This is a genomic window from Staphylococcus sp. MSU001, from assembly GCF_052976705.1.
Window position 1 is genome coordinate 1 of sequence record NZ_JBRIKK010000048.1, and the last position, 773, is coordinate 773.

General features: G+C 31.3%; 1 protein-coding gene. It reads left to right on the forward strand.

The window, feature by feature from the left end:
• Window positions 1-218: 218 nt before the first annotated feature.
• Window positions 219-773, forward strand: a 555-nt coding sequence (locus ACVBFA_RS11640) for a transposase (RefSeq protein ID WP_218086938.1), incomplete at its 3' end; no start/stop codon positions are given.

Here is a 773-nt window from a genome sequence, read left to right on the forward strand (position 1 = left end):
TTCATTTACTGGCTTCTTTATTTACAATACTCCGTATTGTTGGCTCGCTTTCTTAGGGGACAGCTTCAGCCTGTAGTCTTCAGCTTGTCCTGTTCCCTCAAGAGTCTCGCCAAAATACTTTGTATTTATATGTAATTTTACATTGTAATACTTTAAAAAAATAAAGCACTTTCGTATAATTTAATAAACATCACTAAACTAAATTAACGAGGTGCCTTATGTATAAAAATTATAACATGACTCAACTTACTCTACCAATGGAAACTTCAGTTCTTATCCCCACAAATGATATTTCACGACATGTAAATGATATTGTTGAAACAATTCCTGACAATGAATTCGACGAATTCAGACATCACCGTGGTGCAACTTCGTACCATCCTAAAATGATGTTAAAAGTGATTCTATATGCCTACACACAATCTGTATTCTCAGGTCGTAAAATAGAAAAAATGCTTAATGATAGCATCCGAATGATGTGGCTATCACAAAATCAAAAACCTTCTTATAAAACAATTAATCGATTTAGAGTAAATCCAAAAGTAGATGCTTTATTAGAATCTTTATTTATTCAATTTTACAGTCAGTGTGTAAAACAAAATCTTATAGATGATAAAGCTATTTTTATTGATGGTACAAAAATTGAAGCAAATGCCAATCGATATACATTTGTATGGAAAAAGAGTATTCAAAACCATGAATCAAAGATGAATGAGGATTCTAAAGCCCTCTACCATGAATTGGTAACCAATAAAATCATACCGGAAATTAAA